This is a genomic window from Pseudomonas sp. BNK-45, assembly GCF_047456255.1.
In the GTDB taxonomy this organism is placed as follows: Bacteria; Pseudomonadota; Gammaproteobacteria; order Pseudomonadales; family Pseudomonadaceae; genus Aquipseudomonas.
In genome coordinates this window covers 6,681,702-6,701,271 of sequence record NZ_CP179909.1, presented here as the reverse complement: position 1 = coordinate 6,701,271, position 19,570 = coordinate 6,681,702, and the positions used below count along the sequence as shown (strand labels likewise).

General features: G+C 57.9%; 17 protein-coding genes and 2 tRNA genes. 18 read left to right on the top strand and 1 reads right to left on the bottom strand.

Translation table 11 applies throughout. The features are described from left to right. Positions 1–69: 69 nt before the first annotated feature. The 8 genes from grpE (at position 70) to ACMGG8_RS30430 (ending at position 10,570) form a co-directional block, all read left to right on the top strand. Entirely contained in the window at positions 70–636 is a 567-nt protein-coding gene (gene grpE, locus ACMGG8_RS30465) for a nucleotide exchange factor GrpE (protein ID WP_047301678.1), read from the top strand. Positions 637–738: 102 nt separating this feature from the next. Further along, positions 739–2,655, top strand: a complete 1,917-nt coding sequence (gene dnaK / locus ACMGG8_RS30460; protein ID WP_016967223.1) for a molecular chaperone DnaK — start codon at positions 739–741, stop codon at positions 2,653–2,655. Positions 2,656–2,977: 322 nt separating this feature from the next. Further along, entirely contained in the window at positions 2,978–4,102 is a 1,125-nt protein-coding gene (dnaJ, locus tag ACMGG8_RS30455; protein WP_016967224.1) for a molecular chaperone DnaJ, read from the top strand. A 10-nt stretch (positions 4,103–4,112) separates the two neighbouring features. Continuing rightward, the gene (gene dapB, locus ACMGG8_RS30450) at positions 4,113–4,919 is read left to right on the top strand and encodes a 4-hydroxy-tetrahydrodipicolinate reductase (protein ID WP_414158928.1); all 807 of its coding nucleotides are present in this window, start codon (positions 4,113–4,115) and stop codon (positions 4,917–4,919) included. 256 nt (positions 4,920–5,175) lie between these two features. Further along, a complete protein-coding gene (gene carA, locus ACMGG8_RS30445) occupies positions 5,176–6,312 on the top strand; it encodes a glutamine-hydrolyzing carbamoyl-phosphate synthase small subunit (RefSeq protein WP_235759000.1) in 1,137 nt (378 codons plus the stop codon). 130 nt (positions 6,313–6,442) lie between these two features. After that, a complete protein-coding gene (gene carB, locus ACMGG8_RS30440) occupies positions 6,443–9,664 on the top strand; it encodes a carbamoyl-phosphate synthase large subunit (RefSeq protein ID WP_060842455.1) in 3,222 nt (1,073 codons plus the stop codon). After that, the gene (greA, locus tag ACMGG8_RS30435) at positions 9,661–10,137 is read left to right on the top strand and encodes a transcription elongation factor GreA (protein ID WP_060837484.1); all 477 of its coding nucleotides are present in this window, start codon (positions 9,661–9,663) and stop codon (positions 10,135–10,137) included. Before carB ends, greA begins: the two co-directional genes overlap by 4 nt. A gap of 28 nt (positions 10,138–10,165) precedes the next feature. After that, complete coding sequence (locus ACMGG8_RS30430; protein WP_060837485.1) at positions 10,166–10,570, top strand: hypothetical protein; 405 nt, start codon at positions 10,166–10,168, stop codon at positions 10,568–10,570. Between the two features lie 12 nt (positions 10,571–10,582). On the opposite strand, the gene ACMGG8_RS30425 is transcribed toward ACMGG8_RS30430, so the two are convergent. After that, positions 10,583–10,891: a YhbY family RNA-binding protein gene (locus tag ACMGG8_RS30425; RefSeq protein WP_007920867.1), complete on the bottom strand. Its 309-nt coding sequence runs from the start codon at positions 10,889–10,891 to the stop codon at positions 10,583–10,585. Between the two features lie 105 nt (positions 10,892–10,996). Between ACMGG8_RS30425 and rlmE the strand changes: the two genes are divergently transcribed. From rlmE to nusA, 10 genes are all read left to right on the top strand, one after another. After that, on the top strand, positions 10,997–11,626 hold the full coding sequence (rlmE, locus tag ACMGG8_RS30420) for a 23S rRNA (uridine(2552)-2'-O)-methyltransferase RlmE (protein ID WP_016967229.1): 630 nt from the start codon (positions 10,997–10,999) through the stop codon (positions 11,624–11,626). Between the two features lie 201 nt (positions 11,627–11,827). Further along, positions 11,828–13,732, top strand: coding sequence for an ATP-dependent zinc metalloprotease FtsH (ftsH, locus tag ACMGG8_RS30415; RefSeq protein ID WP_060837486.1), 1,905 nt, complete (start codon positions 11,828–11,830; stop codon positions 13,730–13,732). An 8-nt stretch (positions 13,733–13,740) separates the two neighbouring features. Beyond that, positions 13,741–14,592 (top strand): dihydropteroate synthase, encoded by an 852-nt coding sequence (gene folP / locus ACMGG8_RS30410; protein WP_414158927.1) that lies wholly within the window; start codon positions 13,741–13,743, stop codon positions 14,590–14,592. A gap of 16 nt (positions 14,593–14,608) precedes the next feature. After that, positions 14,609–15,946, top strand: a complete 1,338-nt coding sequence (glmM, locus tag ACMGG8_RS30405) for a phosphoglucosamine mutase (RefSeq protein ID WP_016967235.1) — start codon at positions 14,609–14,611, stop codon at positions 15,944–15,946. A gap of 66 nt (positions 15,947–16,012) precedes the next feature. Further along, a complete protein-coding gene (tpiA, locus tag ACMGG8_RS30400; protein WP_011059200.1) occupies positions 16,013–16,768 on the top strand; it encodes a triose-phosphate isomerase in 756 nt (251 codons plus the stop codon). A gap of 4 nt (positions 16,769–16,772) precedes the next feature. Then, positions 16,773–17,156: a preprotein translocase subunit SecG gene (gene secG / locus ACMGG8_RS30395; RefSeq protein ID WP_414158926.1), complete on the top strand. Its 384-nt coding sequence runs from the start codon at positions 16,773–16,775 to the stop codon at positions 17,154–17,156. Between the two features lie 29 nt (positions 17,157–17,185). Continuing rightward, positions 17,186–17,271 (top strand) — tRNA-Leu (locus ACMGG8_RS30390). A gap of 96 nt (positions 17,272–17,367) precedes the next feature. After that, positions 17,368–17,444 (top strand) — tRNA-Met (locus tag ACMGG8_RS30385). A gap of 130 nt (positions 17,445–17,574) precedes the next feature. Further along, the gene (gene rimP / locus ACMGG8_RS30380; protein WP_041120545.1) at positions 17,575–18,033 is read left to right on the top strand and encodes a ribosome maturation factor RimP; all 459 of its coding nucleotides are present in this window, start codon (positions 17,575–17,577) and stop codon (positions 18,031–18,033) included. A gap of 47 nt (positions 18,034–18,080) precedes the next feature. Continuing rightward, the gene (gene nusA, locus ACMGG8_RS30375) at positions 18,081–19,562 is read left to right on the top strand and encodes a transcription termination factor NusA (RefSeq protein WP_011059201.1); all 1,482 of its coding nucleotides are present in this window, start codon (positions 18,081–18,083) and stop codon (positions 19,560–19,562) included. The last annotated feature ends 8 nt before the right edge of the window (positions 19,563–19,570 follow it).

The following is a 19,570-nucleotide window of genomic DNA, read 5'->3' as shown; positions in this document are numbered from 1 at the left end:
AAATGCGACCCCATATAGCAGGGCAGAAGAGTGGGCCTGGCTCACTGACGATATTGAAAGGAGAATTTCATGGCTGACGAACAGACTCTGGATACGCAAAATCTAGACGCCAATCAGGCTCCCGAGGCTTCGGGTGAAGACCTGGCGGCTCGTGTACAAGTGCTCGAAGAGCAACTGGCTGGTGCGCAAGATCAGGCTTTGCGTGTTGCAGCTGATCTGCAGAACGTCCGCCGCCGCGCCGAGCAGGACGTGGAGAAAGCTCACAAATTCGCTCTGGAAAAGTTTGCCGGCGACTTGCTGCCGGTGATCGACAGCCTGGAGCGCGGCCTGGAGCTGTCCAACCCGGACGACGAGAGCATCCGTCCGATGCGTGAAGGCATCGAGCTGACCTTGAAGATGTTCCACGACACCCTCAAGCGTTATCAGTTGGAAGCCATCGATCCGCATGGCGAGCCGTTCAACGCTGAACAGCACCAGGCCATGGCCATGCAGGAAAGCGCAGACGTCGAGCCCAACAGTGTTCTGAAGGTGTTCCAGAAGGGCTATCAGCTCAATGGTCGCCTGCTGCGCCCGGCCATGGTCGTGGTCAGCAAGGTTCCTGCACCCGTTTCGCCTTCGATTGACGAAAAGGCTTGAAAACGGCTGTAGAGCCCCCATTTATCAGTCAAGCGTTTAAGTGCTACCGCAGTTTGCCACCACGGCTGCGGCATCCAAATCCAAAGTTTCGGGAGAGTTAACATGGGCAAAATTATCGGAATTGACTTGGGGACCACCAACTCGTGCGTCTCCATTCTTGAAAACGGCAACGTAAAAGTTATCGAAAACGCCGAAGGCGCGCGGACCACCCCGTCGATCATTGCGTACGCCAACGATGGCGAGATCCTGGTAGGTCAGTCGGCCAAGCGCCAGGCAGTCACCAACCCGCACAACACCCTGTACGCCGTAAAGCGTCTGATCGGTCGTCGTTTTGACGAAGAAGTTGTGCAGAAAGACATTCAGATGGTCCCTTACAAGATCGTCAAGGCTGACAACAGCGACGCCTGGGTTGAAGTGAACGGCCAGAAAATGGCTCCGCCACAGATCTCGGCTGAAATTCTCAAGAAAATGAAGAAGACCGCCGAAGATTACCTCGGTGAAGCGGTGACCGAAGCGGTCATCACTGTTCCGGCCTACTTCAACGACAGCCAGCGTCAGGCCACCAAAGATGCTGGCCGCATCGCCGGTCTGGACGTCAAGCGCATCATCAACGAACCAACCGCAGCCGCGCTGGCCTACGGTATGGACAAGGCCAAGGGCGATCACACCGTGATCGTTTACGACCTGGGTGGCGGTACTTTCGACGTTTCCGTGATCGAGATCGCTGAAGTCGATGGCGAGCACCAGTTCGAAGTGTTGGCTACCAATGGTGACACCTTCCTCGGTGGTGAAGACTTCGACATCCGTCTGATCGACTACCTGGTTGACGAGTTCAAGAAAGAAAGCGGCATGAACCTCAAGGGTGACCCGCTGGCCATGCAGCGTCTGAAAGAAGCTGCTGAAAAAGCCAAGATCGAGCTGTCCTCGAGCCAGCAGACCGACGTGAACCTGCCGTACATCACTGCAGACGCCACCGGTCCTAAGCACCTGAACGTGAAGATTTCCCGCGCCAAGCTGGAATCGCTGGTTGAAGACCTGGTTCAGCGCACCATCGAGCCTTGCCGTATCGCTCTGAAGGACGCTGGTATCGACGTTGGCTCGATCAACGATGTGATCCTGGTCGGCGGCCAGACCCGTATGCCTCTGGTGCAGAAGGCTGTAACCGATTTCTTCGGCAAGGAAGCTCGCAAGGACGTCAACCCGGACGAAGCGGTTGCCATGGGTGCTGCCATCCAGGGTGCGGTATTGGCCGGTGACGTGAAGGACGTACTGCTGCTGGACGTTAGCCCGCTGACTCTGGGTATCGAAACCATGGGTGGCGTGATGACCGCGCTGATCGAGAAAAACACCACGATTCCAACCAAGAAATCGCAAGTGTTCTCGACTGCCGATGACAACCAGGGCGCAGTGACCATTCACGTACTGCAGGGCGAGCGTAAGCAAGCCGCGCAGAACAAGTCCCTGGGCAAGTTCGACCTGACCGACATTCCTCCTGCTCCACGTGGCGTGCCGCAGATCGAAGTGACCTTCGACATCGACGCCAACGGCATTCTGCACGTAGGTGCGAAGGACAAGGCTACCGGCAAGACTCAGTCGATCGTGATCAAGGCCAACTCCGGCCTGTCGGATGAAGAAATCCAGCAGATGATCCGTGATGCTGAAGCTAACTCGGAAGAGGATCGCAAGTTCGAAGAGCTGGCCACTGCCCGTAACCAGGGTGATGCGCTGGTGCACTCGACTCGCAAGATGGTGGCTGACGCCGGTGACAAAGTCACCGCAGAAGAAAAGACCGCCATCGAAGCTGCTGTGGTCGCCCTGGAAGCCGCTGTCAAAGGCGACGACAAGGCTGCCATCGAAGCCAAGGTCGAAGAGCTGTCGAAGGTCTCGGCTCCGGTTGCTCAGAAGATGTACGCCGAACAGGCTCAGCCTGCAGAGGGCGCGGCACCACACGCCGAGTCCGCTGAAAAAGCCGATGACGTTGTCGACGCCGAGTTCGAAGAAGTTAAAGACCACAAGTAATAGCTTGTTGGTCGGCCGGTTGACTGCCTTTGGGCGGTGACTGGTAGGATGTCGCCGCGCGGGAGCTTGCTCCCGCGTTGGCGTGTCTGGAGTCAGTGAATTTTTGACGGCGTACAACCTCCGTTTGTGCGCTGGCGGTCGGGCCGGAGAAGCTCCTGCTTTCCGGTTGCGACGACCGCAGTCGTCGACCTGCAATCGGGTCGTCTATCCAAGACCAGGATCGTTGAATTGACGTGAGTTGGGTCCGGGCCTGTATTGGGGCTCAGCGAGTTTGGCAGAGCTCAGGAGGGTTTGCCGGACGTCCTTAAGAGTGCAAAGACTTATGGCAAAGCGTGACTATTACGAAGTGTTGGGTGTGGAGCGCGGCTCCAGCGAAGCGGAGCTGAAAAAGGCTTATCGCCGCCTGGCGATGAAGCATCACCCTGATCGTAATCCCGGCGACAAAGCGTCGGAGGATATGTTCAAGGAGGCCAACGAGGCCTACGAAGTGCTGTCCGATTCCAGTAAGCGTGCAGCGTATGACCAGTACGGTCATGCCGGTGTCGACCCGAGCATGGGTGGCGGCGGTGCCGGTTTCGGTGGTCAGAATTTCTCCGATATCTTCGGTGATGTGTTCAGTGATTTCTTCGGTGGTGGTCGCGGTGGTTCCCGCGGCGGCGCGCAGCGCGGCAGCGATCTGCGTTACACCCTGGAACTGAATCTGGAAGAGGCGGTGCGTGGCACCACGGTAAATATCCGTGTGCCGACGCTGGTCAATTGCAAGCCGTGCGATGGTTCGGGCGCCAAGAAAGGCTCGTCACCTGTGACTTGCCCGACTTGCGGCGGCATTGGTCAGGTGCGCATGCAGCAGGGCTTCTTCTCGGTGCAGCAGACCTGTCCGCGTTGCCATGGCCAGGGCAAGATCATTTCCGATCCGTGCGATTCATGCCGCGGCGAAGGTCGTGTCGAAGAGTACAAGACGCTGTCGGTCAAAGTGCCGGCCGGTGTCGATACCGGGGATCGTATTCGTCTTTCCGGAGAAGGTGAGGCGGGGACCCAGGGTGGTCCGACCGGCGACCTCTATGTGGTGATCAATGTGCGTGAGCACGCGATCTTCCAGCGCGACGGCAAGCATCTGTTCTGTGAAGTGCCTATCAGTTTCGTCGATGCGGCGTTGGGCGGCGAGCTGGAGATTCCGACCCTGGATGGTCGGGTCAAGCTGAAGATTCCCGAGGGGACTCAGACTGGCAAGCAGTTCCGGATTCGCGGCAAGGGTGTTGCTCCTGTGCGTGGTGGCGGTGCTGGCGACCTGATGTGTCGGGTTGCGGTAGAGACGCCGGTGAATCTGAGTCGTCGCCAGCGGGAATTGCTGGAAGAGCTGCGTGGTTCGCTGGATGGCGATAACTCTCACTCGCCGAAAACCACTGGCTGGTTCGAGGGTGTCAAGCGCTTCTTCGGCGACCTGTAAGGAGTAGGGCATGCGACGTATAGCTGTGATGGGTGCCGCAGGGCGCATGGGCAAGACTTTGGTCGAGGCCGTGCAGCTGCGTTCGCCGCTCTCCGGCCTGACGGCCGCGATCGTTCGGCCGGGCAGTTCGCTGGTCGGTGCGGATGCGGGTGAGCTGGCGTCTCTTGGGCGTCTTGGCGTGCCAATGTCCGACAGCCTGGAAAAAGTCGTTGATGAGTTCGATGTGCTGATCGACTTCACCTTGCCGGAAGTGATGCTCAAGAACCTGGCGTTCTGCCGCAAGGCGGGCAAGGCCATGGTGATTGGTACCACCGGTCTTGGGGCCAAGGAAAAGCAGTTGCTGGTCGAGGCGAGCAAGGATATTCCCATCGTCTTCGCCGCCAACTTCAGTGTCGGGGTCAACCTGTCGCTGAAACTGCTGGATATGGCAGCGCGGGTCCTGGGTGATGATGCGGACATCGAAATCATCGAAGCCCATCACCGGCACAAGATCGATGCGCCGTCGGGCACGGCCCTGCGCATGGGTGAGGTGATCGCCAATGCCTTGGGGCGTGATCTGCAGCAGGTTGCGGTTTATGGTCGCGAAGGTCATACCGGTGCGCGTGAGCGGGATACCATTGGCTTTGCCACTGTGCGCGGCGGCGATGTGGTGGGGGATCACACCGTGTTGTTCGCCACCGAAGGCGAGCGTCTGGAGATCACTCACAAGGCGTCCAGTCGCATGACGTTTGCCAAGGGAGCGGTACGTGCTGCCCTCTGGCTGGATGGTCGCGAGGCCGGTCTTTACGACATGCAGGATGTGCTTGATCTGCGTTGAGAAGCATCTGAAGTGGGGTTGAGGTTGTCTTTCAACCTCGCTTCGCACCGCTAGGCGATGTTCTGTCGCATTCCTCTGCCTTTAGGGCTCATTAGCGGTGGACCGAAAAAGCCTTTTTCTGTAAGCTACAGCTTTAGTGTGTCCACTAAAAGCGCGCAGATAATTCGACGAAGAAGCGGGGTGACGTGTCTATACGTCATTCCGCTTTTTTGCAACCTGCGATCGCCCTTTCAGGCTCTATTTACGGGAGGTCTTCTTGACTAAGCCAGCCATACTCGCCCTTGCTGATGGCAGCATTTTTCGTGGCGAAGCCATTGGAGCCGACGGTCAAACCGTTGGTGAGGTGGTGTTCAACACCGCAATGACCGGCTATCAGGAAATCCTTACCGATCCTTCCTACGCCCAGCAAATCGTTACCCTGACTTATCCCCACATTGGCAACACCGGCACCACGCCGGAAGATGCCGAGTCCGACCGCGTCTGGTCGGCCGGCCTGGTCATTCGTGATCTGCCGCTGGTGGCCAGCAACTGGCGTAACACCCTGTCCCTGTCCGATTACCTGAAAGCCAACAATGTGGTGGCGATCGCCGGTATCGACACCCGTCGCCTGACGCGCATCCTGCGTGAGAAAGGTGCGCAGAACGGCTGCATCATGGCCGGTGAGAACATCTCCGAAGAAGCGGCGATTGCCGCAGCCCGCGCCTTCCCGGGCCTCAAAGGCATGGACCTGGCGAAAGTCGTCAGCACCAAGCAAAGCTACGAGTGGCGTTCGACTGTCTGGGATCTGAAGACCGACAGCCACGCCACCCTCGAAGCCGCTGACCTGCCGTACCACGTGGTTGCCTACGATTACGGGGTCAAGCTGAACATTCTGCGCATGCTGGTCGAGCGTGGCTGCCGCGTGACCGTGGTGCCTGCCCAGACGCCGGCGAGCGACGTCCTGGCTCTCAATCCAGATGGCGTGTTCCTGTCCAACGGCCCTGGCGATCCCGAGCCTTGCGACTACGCCATCAAGGCGATCAAGGAGATCCTCGATACCGAGATTCCGGTATTCGGCATCTGCCTGGGGCACCAGCTGCTGGCCCTGGCCTCCGGCGCCAAGACGCTGAAGATGGGTCATGGTCACCACGGCGCCAACCACCCGGTTCAGGACCTGGATACCGGCGTGGTCATGATCACCAGCCAGAACCACGGCTTTGCCGTGGATGAAGCCACGCTGCCGGGTAACGTCCGGGCGATCCACAAGTCGCTGTTCGACGGCACCCTGCAGGGTATCGAGCGTACCGACAAGAGCGCGTTCAGCTTCCAGGGCCACCCTGAAGCCAGCCCGGGCCCGAACGATGTGGCGCCGCTGTTCGACCGCTTCATCAACGAGATGGCCAAGCGACGCTAAGCGCTCGCCTTGAAAGTGTAGCGAGCAGCGCTTGAGGGTGGCCCCGGCGAGTCCGGCGGAATCCCCTCAGGCGCCTCAGAGAATGTTCAAGACGGCTTGCCGACTGACCTGCGGATTTGAGTGACAACCCATGCCAAAACGTACAGACATTAAAAGCATCCTGATTCTTGGCGCTGGCCCGATCGTGATCGGCCAGGCCTGCGAATTCGACTACTCCGGCGCCCAGGCTTGCAAGGCCCTGCGCGAAGAGGGTTACCGGGTCATCCTGGTGAACTCCAACCCAGCCACCATCATGACCGACCCGGCCATGGCCGACGCCACTTACATCGAGCCGATCAAGTGGCAGACCGTTGCCAAGATCATCGAGAAAGAACGCCCGGACGCGCTGCTGCCAACCATGGGCGGCCAGACGGCTCTGAACTGCGCCCTGGACCTGGAGCGCGAAGGCGTCCTGGAGAAGTTCGGCGTAGAGATGATCGGTGCCAACGCCGACACCATCGACAAGGCCGAAGACCGTTCGCGCTTCGACGCCGCGATGAAGTCCATCGGCCTGGCGTGCCCACGTTCCGGTATCGCTCACAGCATGGAAGAGGCCAATGCGGTTCTCGACAAGCTGGGCTTCCCTTGCATCATCCGTCCGTCCTTCACCATGGGCGGCACCGGCGGCGGTATTGCTTACAACCGTGAAGAGTTCGAAGAAATCTGCGCCCGCGGTCTGGACCTGTCGCCGACCAAGGAGCTGCTGATCGACGAATCGCTGATCGGCTGGAAAGAGTACGAGATGGAAGTGGTCCGCGATAAGAAGGACAACTGCATCATCGTCTGCTCCATCGAAAACTTCGACCCGATGGGCGTGCACACCGGTGACTCGATCACCGTGGCTCCGGCGCAGACCCTGACCGACAAGGAATACCAGATCCTGCGTAACGCCTCCCTGGCGGTATTGCGCGAGATTGGCGTGGAAACCGGCGGCTCCAACGTGCAGTTCGGCATCTGCCCGAACACTGGCCGCATGGTCGTGATCGAGATGAACCCGCGGGTGTCCCGCTCTTCGGCGCTGGCTTCGAAAGCTACCGGCTTCCCGATCGCCAAGGTCGCGGCCAAGCTGGCAGTGGGCTACACCCTGGATGAGCTGTCCAACGACATCACCGGCGGCAAGACTCCGGCGTCCTTCGAGCCGTCTATCGACTACGTCGTGACCAAGTTGCCACGCTTCGCCTTCGAGAAGTTCTCCAAGGCCGACGCACGTCTGACCACCCAGATGAAATCTGTTGGTGAAGTCATGGCCATCGGCCGGACTTTCCAGGAATCCCTGCAGAAAGCCCTGCGCGGTCTGGAAGTGGGCGTTTGCGGCCTGGATCCGAAGCTCGACCTGAGCAATCCGGAAAGCATGAACGTGCTCAAGCGCGAGCTGACCGTGCCAGGCGCCGAGCGTATCTGGTACGTGGCTGATGCCTTCCGTGCCGGCATGACCGTCGAGCAGATCTTCGGCATGAACATGATCGACCCTTGGTTCCTGGTGCAGATCGAAGATCTGATCAAGGAAGAAGAGAGGGTCAAGACCCTGGGTCTGTCGGCCATTGATCGCGACCTGATGTTCCGCCTGAAGCGCAAAGGCTTCTCCGATCAGCGTCTGGCCAAGCTGCTGGGTGTGACCGAGAAAAACCTGCGTACTCACCGTCACAAACTGGAAGTGTTCCCGGTCTACAAGCGCGTCGACACCTGCGCTGCCGAGTTCGCCACTGACACCGCGTATCTGTACTCGACTTATGAAGAAGAGTGCGAGGCCGCGCCGTCGACTCGCGACAAGATCATGATCCTGGGCGGCGGTCCAAACCGTATCGGCCAAGGTATCGAGTTCGACTACTGCTGCGTACACGCTGCGCTGGCGCTGCGCGACGATGGTTACGAAACCATCATGGTCAACTGCAACCCGGAAACCGTTTCCACTGACTACGACACCTCTGATCGCCTGTACTTCGAGCCAGTGACCCTGGAAGACGTGCTGGAAATCGTCCGCGTCGAGAAGCCTAAAGGCGTGATCGTGCAGTACGGCGGCCAGACTCCGCTGAAACTGGCTCGTGCCCTGGAAGCGGCCGGCGTGCCGATCATCGGTACCAGCCCTGACGCTATCGACCGTGCCGAAGACCGTGAGCGTTTCCAGCAGATGGTCGAGCGCCTGAACCTGCGTCAGCCACCAAACGCCACCGTGCGCAGCGAAGACGAAGCGATTCGTGCCGCGACCAAGATTGGCTATCCGCTGGTGGTGCGTCCGTCCTACGTTCTGGGCGGTCGGGCGATGGAAATCGTTTATGAGGAAGAAGAGCTCAAGCGCTACCTGCGCGAAGCGGTCCAGGTGTCCAACGACAGCCCGGTGCTGCTGGACCACTTCCTCAACTGCGCCATCGAAATGGATGTGGACGCCGTTTGTGACGGCACCGATGTGGTGATCGGCGCAATCATGCAGCACATCGAGCAAGCCGGTGTTCACTCTGGTGACTCCGCGTGCTCGCTGCCGCCGTACTCGCTGCCGGCGCACATCCAGGACGAGATGCGTGAGCAGGTCAAGAAAATGGCCCTGGAACTGGGTGTGGTCGGTCTGATGAACGTGCAGCTGGCCCTGCAGGGTGAGCAGATCTACGTGATCGAGGTGAACCCGCGTGCCTCCCGTACCGTGCCTTTCGTGTCCAAGTGCATCGGTGTCTCGCTGGCAATGATCGCTGCCCGTGTGATGGCGGGTAAGACTCTGAAAGAGCTGGGTTTCACCAAGGAGATCATTCCGAACTTCTACAGCGTCAAGGAAGCGGTGTTCCCCTTTGCCAAGTTCCCGGGTGTTGACCCGATCCTCGGCCCAGAGATGAAGTCCACCGGTGAAGTGATGGGTGTGGGCGATACTTTCGGTGAAGCCTTTGCCAAGGCCCAGATGGGCGCCAGCGAAGTATTGCCAACTGGCGGCACTGCATTTATCAGCGTGCGTAATGATGACAAGCCGCTGGTTGCAGGCGTAGCCCGTGATCTGATCAACTTGGGCTTCGAAGTGGTTGCGACGGCAGGCACCGCCAAGGTGATCGAGGCGGCCGGCCTGAAAGTGCGTCGCGTGAACAAGGTGACTGAAGGTCGTCCGCATGTGGTCGATATGATCAAGAACGACGAAGTCACCCTGATCATCAACACCACTGAAGGTCGTCAGTCTATCGCTGACTCGTATTCCATTCGTCGTAACGCCTTGCAGCACAAGATCTACTGCACTACCACCATTGCTGCTGGCGAAGCTATCTGCGAAGCGTTGAAGTTCGGTCCGGAAAAGACCGTGCGTCGCTTGCAGGATCTACACGCAGGATTGAAGGCATGAATAAATACCCAATGACCGTCCAGGGCGCTCGCGCCCTGGAAGAAGAGCATGCTCACCTGACCAAGGTCGTGCGTCCGAAGCTCAGCCAGGACATCGGTACGGCCCGTGAGTTGGGTGATCTGAAAGAAAACGCCGAATACCATGCTGCTCGTGAGCAGCAGGGTATGGTCGAGGCGCGGATCCGTGATATCGAAGGCCGCTTGCAGAACTCGGTGGTCATTGATGTCACGACCATCCCTCATAGCGGCAAGGTGATTTTTGGTACCACGGTGGAGATCGCTAACGTCGAAACCGACGAAAGTGTCACCTACCAGATCGTTGGTGAGGACGAGGCTGATATCAAGCTCGGTAAAATCTCCGTCGGTTCGCCGATCGCTCGCGCCTTGATTGCCAAGGAAGAGGGTGATGTGGTGGCGGTCAAAACGCCTGGCGGCGTTATCGAGTATGAGATTGTCGAAGTCCGTCACATCTGAAAGAAGGCGCCCGCTGCAAGCGGGCGCCATGCTTTGGCAGCTGACCCAGATGTTGTGGGTTGGCGGCTTATGGTTGTTGCATCTCGGCTTGCTTCCCGCCCTGGGGCAGATTGGTCTTGCCCCTTTGCTGATCGAAGAAATTTCCACCTTGCTCAGTGCGTTGTTGGTGGGTTTTTCGGCGGCATGCCTGATTCTGCAGGCGGCGGTACTGATTCAGTCCGAAGGGCTGAAAAGTCTATGGCGGGATATTCGGGGGCAACTGCTGTTGATGGCGATGTATGCGTGCGGGATGTATTTCACTGTACGCATTCTGCTGCCGGAGGCTCAGCGCTGGCAGTTGTTCAGCTATCTGGTTCTGGGGTTTTCCGGTCTGGTATTGGTGTTGCAGCCAGTGCCGGGATGGGGTGGAAGGGTGCGCCAGGCACACCCTTGACCCTTGTCGACGTCAGTGGAAACGATGGACGTTCGACAATTGCTTGTTTACCTTGGCGTTCTTGCGGTAGATCAACGCCATCTTGCCGATGACTTGCACCAGATCCGCTTTGCCGGCTTTGCACAGTTCGGCAATGGCTTCCAGGCGCGACTCGCGCTCAAGGATGTTGAGCTTGATCTTGATCAGCTCGTGATCGCTCAAGGCGCGTTCAAGTTCGGCTAGCACACCTTCGGTCAAACCGTTGTCAGCCACAGTCAATACTGGTTTCAGATGGTGGCCAATGGATTTGTACTGTTTCTTCTGCTCTTGAGTGAGCGGCATAATCTGACCCCTGCGTCTGATCTTGTAAAAAGCGGCGGCCAGTTTACCCGAGCGAGTCCGGGACCGCCCAGTTAATCACGACCCGTTTTATTTTTGAGGTGGCCCGTGGCCCGTTCCAAGACAAGCCATAACTGGCTGAAAGAGCACTTCAACGACCCATTCGTCAAAATGGCGCAAAAAGATGGGTATCGTTCTCGTGCCAGCTACAAGCTACTGGAGATCCAGGAAAAGGACCGCCTTATCCGTCCTGGCATGAGTGTTATCGACCTGGGTGCTGCGCCGGGTGGCTGGTCGCAAGTGACCAGTCGTCTGATTGGTGGTCAGGGGCGACTGATTGCTTCCGATATCCTGGAGATGGACAGCATTCCCGATGTGACCTTTATTCAAGGGGACTTCACCGAGGATGCGGTGCTGGCACAGATTCTCGAGGCTGTTGGAAATTCGGAAGTCGACCTTGTGATTTCCGATATGGCCCCCAATATGAGTGGGTTAGCGGCTGTGGATATGCCGCGGGCGATGTTCTTGTGCGAATTGGCGCTGGACCTTGCCAGTCGTGTACTACGTCCAGGTGGTGATTTTCTGATCAAAATCTTCCAGGGTGAAGGTTTTGACGAGTACCACAAGAGCGTTCGGCAGATGTTCGAGAAAGTACAGATGCGTAAGCCGACGTCTTCTCGTGACCGTTCCCGAGAGCAGTATCTGCTTGGGCGCGGCTTCCGGGGGCGCAGTGAGTGAGTAAGGTTTTTGACCGGGGTGATAGGATTTTCGTATTTCGCCCCGTCAGATTAAACGCATATTGTGTAGTCTAAGTTTCACATAGGGTTACAGACAGCGCCTGCCAGAGCTGTAGGTAATGTAGTAAGTTAGGCCGGTGAATATCATGCGAAGCGCGCGCCAGTAGCGGAGCTTGCTTCAGAGGGTAGTTAATTGAACGACATGGCAAAGAATCTGATCCTGTGGTTGATCATCGCTGCCGTCCTGGTGACGGTGATGAACAACTTCTCCAGCCCTAACGAGCCGCAGACCCTCAACTATTCCGACTTCATCCAGCAAGTTAAGGATGGCAAGGTCGAGCGCGTAGCTGTTGATGGCTACGTGATTACCGGCAAGCGCAACGATGGCGACAGCTTCAAGACCATCCGCCCTGCGATTCAGGACAACGGCCTGATTGGCGACTTGGTGGACAACCATGTTGTGGTCGAAGGCAAACAACCTGAGCAGCAAAGTATCTGGACCCAACTGTTGGTCGCCAGCTTCCCGATCCTGGTGATCATTGCAGTCTTCATGTTCTTCATGCGGCAAATGCAGGGTGGGGCAGGCGGCAAAGGTGGGCCGATGAGCTTTGGCAAGAGCAAGGCGCGTCTGCTCTCTGAAGATCAAGTTAAAACCACTCTGGCTGACGTCGCAGGTTGTGACGAGGCCAAAGAGGAAGTTGGCGAGCTAGTTGAGTTCCTGCGTGATCCAGGCAAGTTTCAGCGTTTGGGTGGTCGTATTCCTCGCGGCGTGCTGATGGTCGGTCCTCCGGGTACCGGTAAGACCCTGCTGGCCAAGGCCATTGCGGGTGAAGCCAAGGTGCCGTTCTTCACCATTTCAGGTTCTGACTTCGTCGAGATGTTCGTCGGTGTCGGTGCCAGCCGTGTTCGCGATATGTTCGAACAGGCCAAAAAACATGCGCCATGCATCATTTTCATCGATGAGATCGACGCTGTCGGTCGTCACCGTGGTGCCGGCATGGGCGGCGGTCATGATGAGCGTGAGCAAACCCTCAACCAATTGCTGGTTGAGATGGATGGCTTTGAAATGAACGACGGCATCATTGTGATTGCCGCTACCAACCGTCCAGACGTACTCGACCCGGCGCTGCTGCGTCCCGGTCGTTTCGACCGTCAAGTGGTGGTGGGGCTGCCGGATATTCGCGGCCGTGAGCAGATTCTCAAGGTTCACATGCGCAAAGTGCCAATGGGCGAAGATGTCGCTCCGGCAGTGATCGCGCGCGGTACTCCGGGCTTCTCCGGTGCGGACCTGGCGAACCTGGTGAACGAGGCCTCGCTGTTCGCGGCTCGTACTGGTAAGCGTATTGTCGAAATGAAAGAGTTTGAGCTGGCCAAGGACAAGATCATGATGGGCGCTGAGCGCAAATCCATGGTCATGTCCGAGAAAGAAAAGCAGAACACCGCTTATCACGAAGCTGGCCACGCCATTGTCGGTCGAGTCGTGCCTGAGCATGATCCGGTCTACAAAGTCTCGATCATTCCTCGCGGTCGGGCGTTGGGCGTCACCATGTTCCTGCCGGAAGAAGACCGCTACAGCCTGTCCAAGCGGGCCCTGATCAGCCAGATCTGCTCGCTCTATGGTGGCCGTATCGCAGAAGAGATGACTCTTGGTTTTGACGGTGTGACCACCGGTGCATCCAACGACATCATGCGCGCCAGTCAGATTGCCCGGAACATGGTCACCAAGTGGGGGTTGTCCGAAAAGCTCGGTCCGTTGATGTACGCGGAAGAAGAGGGCGAAGTATTCCTGGGTCGTAGTGCAGGCAGCCAGCACGCCAGCTTGTCCGCTGAAACGGCGAAGCTGATCGACTCTGAAGTGCGCAGCATCATTGATCAGTGCTACGGCACTGCCAAGCAGATCCTGACCGACAACCGCGACAAGCTGGACGCCATGGCAGACGCCTTGATGAAGTACGAAACCATCGATGCTGATCAGATTGACGACATCATGGCCGGGCGTACTCCGCGTGAACCTCGTGATTGGGAGGGCGGTTCGGGCACTACTCCTCCAGTGGTGCAAAACGAACGTCCGGAAACACCCATCGGCGGCCCTGCTGCCGACCACTAAGGTTTTAAATGACTTCTGTTCCTTCCTCCACCCGGTTGCCTTGCGGCAACCGGGTTCTTGATTTGGCCCGTGTGCATGTCATGGGCATTCTCAATGTAACCCCCGATTCCTTCTCCGATGGCGGTCGCTTCAGTCAGCTGGATGTCGCCTTGCGGCATGCCGAGGCCATGGTCCTGGCTGGTGCTACGCTGATCGATATCGGTGGCGAGTCGACGCGGCCAGGTGCCCGTGCGGTATCGCCTCTGGAAGAGTTGGAGCGTGTGGCCCCGGTCGTGGAGCGAATTAATCGCGAGCTGGATGTGGTTATTTCCGTTGATACCTCAACGCCGGCTGTCATGCGCGAAACTGCTCGCCTGGGAGCGGGGTTGATCAATGATGTGCGCGCATTGCGCCGTGATGGTGCCCTGGATGCGGCGGCCGCTACAGGTTTGCCTGTATGCCTGATGCATATGCTCGGTGAGCCTGGCGACATGCAGGACAACCCGCACTACGAGGATGTCACTCGGGAGGTGAGTGAGTTTCTGCTTGAGCGGATGGCCGCGTGTGCGTCGGCGGGGATCGAGGCTGAGCGCATTGTCCTTGACCCGGGCTTTGGTTTTGCCAAGACCCTGCAGCACAATTTGAGTCTGTTCAAGCATATGGAGACCTTGCATGTCCTTGGGCGCCCCCTGCTGGTTGGGGTGTCGCGCAAAAGCATGATTGGTCAGTCCCTGAATCGACCTGTAGCCGAGCGATTGCACGGCAGTCTGGCACTTGCGGCGCTGGCGGTGACCAAGGGCGCGAAGATTATCCGCGTCCATGATGTTGCCGAAACGGTGGATGTGGTGCGAATGATTGCGGCAGTGGAATCCGCCGAATAAGAATGATGGAGTACTTATGACGAAGAAATACTTTGGCACCGACGGCATTCGTGGTCGTGTGGGCGAATACCCGATTACTCCAGACTTCATGCTCAAGCTCGGCTGGGCGGCAGGCATGGCTTTCCGCAGCATGGGGGCTTGCCGTGTGCTGGTGGGCAAGGACACCCGTATTTCTGGCTATATGTTCGAGTCGGCTCTGGAGGCCGGATTGTCCGCCGCCGGCGCGGATGTGATGTTGTTGGGGCCGATGCCAACGCCGGCGATCGCTTACCTGACGCGCACCTTTCACGCCGAAGCGGGCATTGTCATCAGTGCTTCGCACAATCCTCACGATGACAACGGCATCAAATTCTTCTCGGGCGAAGGTACCAAACTCCCCGACGAAGTAGAGCTGATGATCGAAGAGTTGCTGGACGCTCCGATGACCGTGGTCGAGTCGAGCAAACTCGGCAAGGTATCGCGAATCAATGACGCCTCGGGGCGGTATATCGAGTTCTGCAAGAGCAGCGTGCCTTCCAGCACCAGCTTCGCCGGCCTGAAGATCGTCCTGGACTGTGCTCACGGCGCGACCTACAAGGTAGCGCCCAGTGTGTTCCGTGAGCTGGGTGCGCAAGTGACGGTGCTTAGCGCGCAACCTAACGGCCTGAACATCAACGAGAACTGCGGTTCGACTCATATGGCGCAACTGCAGGCGGCAGTTCTGGCAGAGCATGCGGACCTGGGGATTGCCTTCGACGGTGACGGTGACCGGGTGCTGATGGTCGACCAGACCGGCGCCATCGTTGATGGTGATGAACTGTTGTTCATCATCGCTCGTGATCTGCATGAGCGAGACAAGTTGCAGGGCGGCGTGGTCGGTACTCTCATGAGTAATCTCGGTCTTGAGCTGGCGTTGGCGGATCTGGGTATTCCTTTTGTGCGAGCCAATGTTGGCGACCGTTATGTGATTGCTGAGCTGCTTGAGCGCAACTGGTTGGTGGGTGGAGAGAATTCCGGCCATATCGTGTGCTTCCGCCACGCGACCACCGGTGATGCGATCATTGCCGCGCTGCAGGTGCTGATGGCGCTCAAGGCGCGCGGTGAAAGTCTGGCGCAATCACGCCAGGGGCTGCGCAAATGCCCTCAAGTGCTGGTCAACGTCCGTTTTGGTGGCGGCGACAGTCCGGTTGAGCATCCTGCTGTGAAAGAGGCTTGTGAGCGCGTTACGACCGCTATGGCGGGGCGTGGCCGGGTTTTGCTGCGCAAGTCCGGCACTGAGCCGCTGGTGCGTGTCATGGTCGAAGGTGACGATGAAGCGCAGGTTCGAGCCTACGCCGATGAGCTGGCAAAACTGGTTGCTGAAGTTTCTGCCTGATTTCGGCTTGCCAGTGTTGTTTTGGTTGGGTAACATCTGCGCCCACTTTGACCGACGAGGTACAGCATGCGTCGCCCTATGGTAGCTGGTAACTGGAAGATGCACGGTACCCGCGCCAGCGTCGCTGAGCTGATCAACGGCCTTCGTCATCTGGCCTTGCCAAGCGGTGTTGATGTCGCGGTATTCCCGCCTTGCTTGTATATCAATCAAGTTATTGATGGCTTGAAAGGCAAGTCGATTCAGGTCGGCGCGCAGAACTCTGCGGTGGAATCCATGCAAGGTGCGTTGACGGGCGAAATCGCCCCGAGTCAATTAGTGGATGCAGGTTGCTCCCTGGTGCTGGTTGGGCACTCCGAGCGCCGCCTGATCATGGGTGAGCGTGACGCGACTCTCAATCGCAAGTTTGCAGCAGCGCAGGCCTGTGGTTTGAAGCCGGTTCTGTGTGTAGGGGAAACCCTTGAGCAGCGCGAAGCTGGTAAGACTCTAGAGGTTGTCGGGCGTCAGCTGGGCAGCATCATCGAAGAGTTGGGTGTTGGCGCTTTCGCCAATGCGGTTATCGCTTACGAGCCGGTCTGGGCCATTGGTACCGGGCTGACTGCAACACCGCAACAGGCGCAGGATGTGCACGCAGCCATTCGCGCACAGTTGGCGGCAGAGAATTCTGAAGTGGCACGAGGAGTGCGGCTTCTATACGGCGGCAGCGTGAAGGCGGCCAATGCGGTCGAACTGTTCGGCATGCCGGATATCGATGGGGGGCTCATTGGTGGAGCTTCCCTGAATGCAGATGAGTTCGGTGCGATCTGTCGCGCCGCGGGAAACTGAAAAAATGCTGGAAACAGTCGTAGTCGTTTTTCATCTGCTGGGTGCCCTGGGCGTAGTTGCTCTGGTTTTGCTGCAGCAGGGTAAAGGTGCCGATGCTGGCGCGTCTTTCGGTGCAGGTGCTTCAAATACTGTGTTCGGAAGCCAAGGTTCCTCTACCTTTCTTAGTAAGTTTACTGCTATACTTGCCGCCTGTTTCTTCATAACTAGCTTGGGGTTAGGTTACTTTGCTAAAGAGAAAGCTCACCAGCTGACTCAAGTAGGTTTGCCAGATCCAGCAGTACTTGAAGTACCAAAGCAAAAACCGGCTTCTGATGATGTCCCGGTGCTCCAAGAGCAAAAGTCGGCCAACAGTGCGACTGACGTACCTCCAGCTCCAGAGCAGAAGTAAGAAGAGTTTCACGCAGTAATGTAGTCTATGCCGAGGTGGTGGAATTGGTAGACACGCAACCTTGAGGTGGTTGTGCCCATAGGGTGTAGGGGTTCGAGTCCCCTTCTCGGTACCAATTGTCAGGAGAGCCCGCTGTTGCGGGCTTTCTTGTAGGTGGAAGGTTACATTGACCCAAAAAGGGATCGGTCGTATACTTCCGCCCCAGCTTTGTCGCGGGGTGGAGCAGTCTGGTAGCTCGTCGGGCTCATAACCCGAAGGTCGTCGGTTCAAATCCGGCCCCCGCAACCAGTTTCAGCGGAGCCCCTTTTCAGGGGCTTTTTGTTAGCTGGACACTTTACAGCGCCGCTATTCAACGGCGTTTCCGGGATGGGCGCTTCGCCCATTTTTTATTTGCACAAGCATGCACGAGGGGGTTCAGGTGTCGAGCAAGCTAGAACAGTTGCAGGCCTTGTTGGCCCCGGTGGTCGTGGCCCTTGGCTATGAATGCTGGGGTATTGAGTTTTCGGCTCAGGGTCGCCACTCATTGTTGCGCGTTTATATCGATAAAGAAGGCGGCGTGTTGGTGGACGATTGCGCCATCGTCAGCCGTCAGATCAGTGGTGTTCTCGACGTGGAAGACCCGATCTCCGTTGAATACACCCTTGAAGTTTCCTCTCCTGGCATGGAACGCCCACTGTTCACCCTTGAACAGTTTGCCAAGTATGTCGGTGAGCAAGTGAAGATCAAGCTGCGCTCGCCCTTCGAAGGTCGGCGTAATTTTCAGGGCCTTCTCCGCGGGGTGGAGGAGCAGGACGTCGTGGTGCAGGTGGATGATCACGAGTTTCTGTTGCCGATCGATATGATCGACAAGGCCAACATTATTCCCAGTTTTGACTGAGACGCGGATCCCGCGGATCCAATGGCTTGCGAAAGGCGAGGCGTACGATGAGCAAAGAAGTACTGCTGGTTGTTGAGTCGGTATCCAATGAAAAGGGTGTACCGGCAAGCGTGATTTTTGAAGCGCTGGAGCTGGCCCTGGCCACTGCTACCAAAAAGCGTTTTGAAGACGAAGTGGACCTGCGTGTGGAAATCAATCGCCACACCGGTTCCTACGAGACTTTCCGTCGCTGGACGGTGGTCGAAGAAGCCGATCTGGATGATCCAGCGGTCGAGACCTGGTTGAGCAAGGCTCGTGAAACCCATCCCGACGCTAAAGTCGGTGATGTGATCGAAGAGAAAATCGAATCCATCGAGTTCGGCCGCATCGCTGCCCAGACCGCTAAGCAGGTCATTGTGCAGAAGGTTCGCGAAGCCGAGCGCGCACAGGTGGTTGATGCCTATCGCGAGCGCCTGGGTGAAATCATCTCCGGCACCGTGAAAAAAGTGACACGTGACAACGTGATCGTCGACCTGGGCAACAACGCCGAAGCGTTGCTGGCCCGTGAAGACATCATCTCCCGTGAGACTTTCCGGGTTGGCGTGCGTCTGCGCGCGCTGCTCAAGGAAATCCGCACCGAGAACCGCGGCCCGCAGCTGATCCTGTCGCGTACCGCGCCGGAAATGCTGATCGAGCTGTTCCGTATCGAAGTGCCGGAAATTGCCGAAGGCCTGATCGAAGTCATGGCCGCCTCCCGTGATCCGGGTTCGCGGGCCAAGATCGCAGTCCGCTCCAAAGACAAACGCATCGACCCGCAGGGCGCGTGCATTGGTATGCGCGGTTCGCGCGTCCAGGCCGTTTCCGGCGAGTTGGGCGGCGAGCGTGTGGACATCGTCCTGTGGGACGAGAACCCGGCGCAGTTCGTGATCAATGCCATGTCGCCGGCTGAGGTCGCGGCAATTATCGTTGACGAAGATGCCCATGCCATGGACATCGCCGTTGGCGCAGACAACCTGGCTCAGGCCATTGGTCGCGGTGGTCAGAACGTGCGTCTGGCCAGCCAATTGACTGGCTGGACCCTGAACGTGATGACCGAATCGGACATCCAGGCCAAGCAGCAAGCAGAAACCGGCGACATCCTGCGCAATTTCATCGATGAGCTGGAAGTCGATGAAGAACTGGCACAGGTTCTGGTTGATGAAGGCTTCACCAGCCTGGAAGAGATTGCCTACGTACCGCTGGAAGAAATGCTCAACATCGACGGCTTTGACGAAGACATCGTCAACGAGCTTCGCGCTCGGGCCAAGGATCGCTTGTTGACTAAAGCCATCGCTACTGAGGAAAAGCTGGCAGACGCCCATCCGGCCGAAGACCTGCTCTCGCTTGAGGGTATGGACAAGGATTTGGCGATGGAACTGGCGGTGCGCGGCGTAATTACCCGCGAAGACCTGGCCGAGCAGTCTATTGACGACCTGCTCGACATCGACGGCATTGACGATGATCGTGCCGGCAAGTTGATCATGGCCGCCCGAGCCCACTGGTTCGAGTAATTAGGCGC